At 65.3% G+C, this 4,228-nt stretch carries 6 protein-coding genes; all 6 read right to left on the bottom strand.

The genetic code is table 11. The annotated features are described in order from the left end of the window. Window positions 1-251: 251 nt before the first annotated feature. Window positions 252-1,052 carry a CbbQ/NirQ/NorQ/GpvN family protein gene (locus tag GRF61_RS23485; RefSeq protein WP_169153036.1) on the bottom strand — a complete coding sequence of 267 codons (801 nt, stop codon included), beginning with the start codon at window positions 1,050-1,052 and terminating at the stop codon, window positions 252-254. Beyond that, complete coding sequence (locus tag GRF61_RS23480; RefSeq protein ID WP_169153035.1) at window positions 1,052-1,333, bottom strand: cytochrome C oxidase subunit IV family protein; 282 nt, start codon at window positions 1,331-1,333, stop codon at window positions 1,052-1,054. The genes GRF61_RS23485 and GRF61_RS23480 overlap by 1 nt, the downstream gene beginning before the upstream one ends. A gap of 10 nt (window positions 1,334-1,343) precedes the next feature. Further along, a complete protein-coding gene (locus GRF61_RS23475; protein WP_169153034.1) occupies window positions 1,344-1,940 on the bottom strand; it encodes a cytochrome c oxidase subunit 3 family protein in 597 nt (198 codons plus the stop codon). A 192-nt stretch (window positions 1,941-2,132) separates the two neighbouring features. Further along, window positions 2,133-3,512: a cbb3-type cytochrome c oxidase subunit I gene (locus tag GRF61_RS23470; RefSeq protein ID WP_169153033.1), complete on the bottom strand. Its 1,380-nt coding sequence runs from the start codon at window positions 3,510-3,512 to the stop codon at window positions 2,133-2,135. A gap of 40 nt (window positions 3,513-3,552) precedes the next feature. After that, the gene (locus GRF61_RS23465; RefSeq protein WP_169153032.1) at window positions 3,553-3,978 is read right to left on the bottom strand and encodes a cytochrome c; all 426 of its coding nucleotides are present in this window, start codon (window positions 3,976-3,978) and stop codon (window positions 3,553-3,555) included. Further along, the coding region (locus tag GRF61_RS24670) for a hypothetical protein (RefSeq protein WP_211166171.1) at window positions 3,975-4,228 on the bottom strand (254 nt) is incomplete at its 5' end. The genes GRF61_RS24670 and GRF61_RS23465, both read right to left, overlap by 4 nt.

Below are 4,228 nucleotides of genomic sequence, written 5' to 3'. Positions count from 1 at the left end.
GTTGGGGAGAGGGGGCGCCCCGCAAGGGGCGTTAGCGGCAATACAAGCCCACTCCCCCTCTCCCTCAGCCCCTCCCGCGAGGGGAGAGGGGAGAAAAACGGGCCTCGGCCGGCTGGAATGTGTCGGGTGGTGGGCGCAGGTGGCTGGCTTGGTCTGCAAGTCGCTGGGCAGGCTGTAAGCGGCAAGCACATCCGTCAGTGCCACATTCATTGGCCAACTCCGTGGGCGATGGCGCGACCGCCCCAGCCCTCTCACTCTCCGAACGTTGCCGACACCACCTCCATCAATGCGCTGGCGACTTCCTCGTCATCCGTCAGGCTGTCCACGATGGCGGCGCGGCAGGCGGCCAGGGGGGGCATGCCGGCGTGTACCAGGGTGGCGGCGTAGACCAGCAGGCGGGTGCTGGCGGCTTCTTCCAGGTCTTGATCCTTGAGCGCGCGCAGGGCGCGGGCGATGCCGACGAGGCGGCGGGCGAGGTCGGTGTTGCAGCCGGTTTCGCCGCGCAGCACGGCTTCTTCGCGGGCGGCGTCGGGGAAGTCGAAGCGCAGGCTGACGAAGCGTTGGCGGGTGGAGGGCTTCATGCCCTTGAGCAGGTTCTGGTAGCCGGGGTTGTAGGACACCACCAGCATGAATTCCGGCGGTGCGGCCAGTAGTTCGCCGGTGCGGTCTATCGGCAGCAGGCGGCGGTCGTCGGCCAGGGGGTGCAGGACCACGGTGGTGTCCTTGCGTGCCTCGACGATTTCGTCCAGGTAGCAGATGCCGCCTTCGCGTACCGCGCGTGTCAGCGGGCCGTCGCACCAGATGGTCTGGCTGTCGCCTATCAGGTGGCGGCCGACGAGGTCGGCAGCGGTGAGGTCGTCGTGGCAGGCCACGGTGTAGAGCGGCCGGCCGAGGCGGGCGGCCATGTGGGTGACGAAGCGCGTCTTGCCGCAGCCGGTGGGGCCTTTGATGAGCAGCGGCAGGCGGTTCTTCCAGGCGTGCTCGAAGATTTCGATCTCGTTGCCGGCGGCCTGGTAGAAGGGCACGGCGAGGTTATGGGTGTTGAGGTCCATCAGGGCATTCCTTTCCAGTAGGCGAGGCCGATCAGCGCGCACACCAGCGCCAGCCAGCCGAGCAGGGCGATCCGCCACAGCAGCGGGGCGCGGGCGAGCGCCATGAAGTCGAGGATGACCACCGTGCCCTTGGCCATTGCCACCGCGAGCAGCAGGGCGGCGATGGCGGGGCCGCTGGCATGGCCCTCGCCGATTGCCCAGGTGAGCGCGGTGGCGGCCAGCAGCGCCAGCCACAGCAGGGTGCTGCGGCGGTCGGCGATGGCATGGGAAGCGTGGGACATGGCGTGTTCCTCAGCGGATGACATAGACCAGCGGGAACAGCACCAGCCACACCAGATCCACCATGTGCCAGTAGGCGGCGCCGGTTTCGATGCCGTTCATGTCCCGCGGGCCGTAGCGGCCGCGGCGGGCGTTCAGCCACAGCGCGCCCAGGATCACCATGCCCAGCAGCACATGCATGAAGTGAAAGAAGGTGAGCGAGAGGTAGAACATGTGGAAGGTGCTGCTGGAGAGGCTGATGCCGGCATCGAAGGCGGCGGCGTATTCCGCCAACTTGATGACGACGAAGCCGCCGGCGCAGCCCAGCGCCGCCAGCAGCCAGCGTGCCCCCTGGCGGCCGCGGCCGGCCTCGGCGGCATGCACCGCGCGCACCACGAAGTAGCTGGCGGTGAGCAGCAGGGCGGTGTTGATGGCGCCGGCATTGCGGTTGAGCGCTTCCTGCTCGGCGGCGAACAGCGCCGGATCATGCGCGCGGGCGAAAGCGTAGGCGGCGAAGAACAGGCCGAAGGCGAGCAGCTCGGCGAGGATGAAGATCCAGATCGCCAGGTCGCCGGCCAGCCTGGGCTCCGCGGGCAAGGAGGGGGAAAGCGTGTGCTTGGCGGCATGCATGGGGGCATTCTGGGGAAGCGGGCAGGGCTTGGAATTGATCCGTGTTAATTCCGGCAAGTGATTGTCGCTACGAGGAAAAGAGCCACCGGCGGGCTCCGTGCGAGGCGTGCCGGAAAAGGACAAGGGCGGCTCGCGCCGCCCTTGTTTGACGTCCGCCAGGAGGGGAGGCGGACTAGTGGAGACCGTTGGTCATCAGGTGGTGGCCGGCTTGTCGCCGTCCTTCACGAAGAAGCTCACCAGGTAGGCGATCAGGCCGATGAGGAAGATCACCCCGCTGATCTCGCGCAGCCAGTAGAACAGCGACACCTGGCCCTGCACCGCCATGAAGGGCATGGGCGAATCCGAGATGCGCTGCAGCCACACTTGCAGGATGCCGGCGGCGGTGAGGAACAGGGTGATGAACACCATGGCGATGGTCATCAGCCAGAAGCTCCACATCTCCAGCACCTGCGCCTTGCGGCTGTTGCAGGCCCGGCCACGCAGAATGGGCATGGCGTAGCTGATGATGGTGATGACCACCATCACATAGGCGCCGTAGAAGGCCATGTGGCCGTGCGCCGCGGTGATCTGCGAGCCGTGGGTGTAGTAGTTCACCGGGGCCAGGGTGTGCAGGAAGCCCCACACGCCGGCGCCGAGGAAGGCCATCACACCGGTGCCCAGGGCCCACAGCACGGCGGCCTTGTTCGGGTGCTCGCGGCGGCGGCGGTTCACCATGTTGAAGGCGAACACCGTCATGGCGAAGAAGGGAATCGGCTCCAGCGCGGAGAAGATGGAACCCCACCATTGCCAGTAGCCCGGCGCGCCTATCCAGTAGTAGTGGTGGCCGGTGCCGATGATGCCGGTGACCAGCGCCAGCGCGATGATGACGTACAACCATTTGTCGATCACCTCGCGGTCCACCCCGGTGACCTTGATCAGCACGAAGGCGAGCAGCGCGGCCATGATCAGCTCCCACACGCCTTCCACCCACAGGTGCACCACCCACCACCAGTAGAACTTGTCCAGCACCAGGTTGGTCGGGTTGTAGAAGGAGAACAGGAAGAAGATGGCCAGCCCCCACAGGCCTAGCAGCAGCACTACGGTGATGGAGGTCTTGCGGCCCTTCAGCACCGTCATGGTGATGTTGAACAGGAAGGCCAGCGCCACCACCACGATGCCGATCTTGGTCAGCAGCGGTTGCTCCAGGAATTCCCGGCCCATGGTGGCGAGCACGTCGTTGCCGGTGTACTTGGCCAGCGTGGCGTAATCCACCAGCAGGTAGCCGAGTATGGTCAGCGCACCGGCGGCCAGGAATACCCAGAACAGCGCCTGCGCCAGCCTGGGGCAGTACAGCTCGGTTTCGGACTCCTCCGGCACCAGGTAGTAGGCGGCGCCCATGAAGCCGAACAGCAGCCACACGATGAGCAGGTTGGTGTGCACCATGCGGGCGACGTTGAAGGGGATTTCCGGGAACAGGAAATCGCCCACCACGTACTGCAGGCCCATGACCAGGCCGAACAAGATCTGCCCCACGAACAGCCCGATCGCCGCGACGAAGTAGGGCAGCGCGACGGCTTGCGATTGGTATTTCATGACGACAATCCCCTTGGTATTTCCACTGTGGGCATGGTTCTCAACCCTCGATGTTGGGCGGCCAGTTCTGGTTGCCGATTTCCGAGGTGTATTTCAGGAAGGCGATCAGCTGGTCGATCTCTTCGTCGCTCAGGTGGAAGTTCGGCATCTGCCGCCGTCCGGGCGCGCCGGTCGGCTGGGAGACGATCCATGCCTTGATGAACTCGGGGCCGCGGCGCACATACACGTTGCCCAGCTCCGGCGCGTAATACGCCCCTTCGCCCAGCAGCGTGTGGCAGCCGATACAGTTGCGTGTCTCCCAGATGTGTTTGCCCGCCGCGACGGCGGGCGTGATGTTGTGGCGGTTGTCGGTCTTCGGCAGCGCTTTGGTGGTGTCGAAGGTCAGCGCCAGGAAGAGCAGAAAGAAGAACACCGTTCCGCCGTAAAAGATGTTGCGGGCCATCGCCTTTGTGAAGGTGCCGCTCATGGTGTTGCCCTCATCGTTGCTTGCATCCGTCGTGATTTTTGAACTGCGCGGTCGCACTGTATTTTTTTGCCCCGAGCCGGCTCCATGATCTGAATCAAAACGCTCTCCGTCGCGCCAGACCCCTTTGCCTGTGCGGTTTCCCGGCCGATGGGGGCAACGGGGCGGATGACGGGTTCATCGGCGGGATAAAGCGGGACGAAGCGGCCGGCTTGCTTACTACCGGGAGGGACTTCGTTGCGCTCCATCGGTG

Source organism: Azoarcus sp. TTM-91 (assembly GCF_012911025.1).
Lineage (GTDB): Bacteria > Pseudomonadota > Gammaproteobacteria > Burkholderiales > Rhodocyclaceae > Azoarcus.
This window is presented reverse-complemented; position numbering and strand designations above follow the sequence as displayed.